This is a genomic window from Peterkaempfera griseoplana, assembly GCF_001418575.1.
Lineage (GTDB): Bacteria > Actinomycetota > Actinomycetes > Streptomycetales > Streptomycetaceae > Peterkaempfera > Peterkaempfera griseoplana.
The window spans coordinates 1-227 of sequence record NZ_LIQR01000605.1 but is presented as its reverse complement, the minus strand read 5'-3'; positions in this window follow the sequence as shown (position 1 = coordinate 227).

The window sequence follows — 227 nt, the reverse complement described above, 5'->3', positions numbered from 1 at the left end:
ACTGGGCGCAGGCTGCCCGGCCCGGCCCGGCCGGCGGGGGGCGGGGCCTTTGCCGTCGCCCTGAGCCCCGCGGTCGGTCCGGAGCAGCCGGCGGTCGCCGCCCGGAGTGGGTGCGGCGCTGCCGGGACGGCCGCTCCGGCAGGTACGCGGCACGCCGGATACGCACCCGGGCCCGGGGAGGGGCAACGAGAGCGGGCGGCGGAGGCCGCACCGCCCGGGAGGCGAAG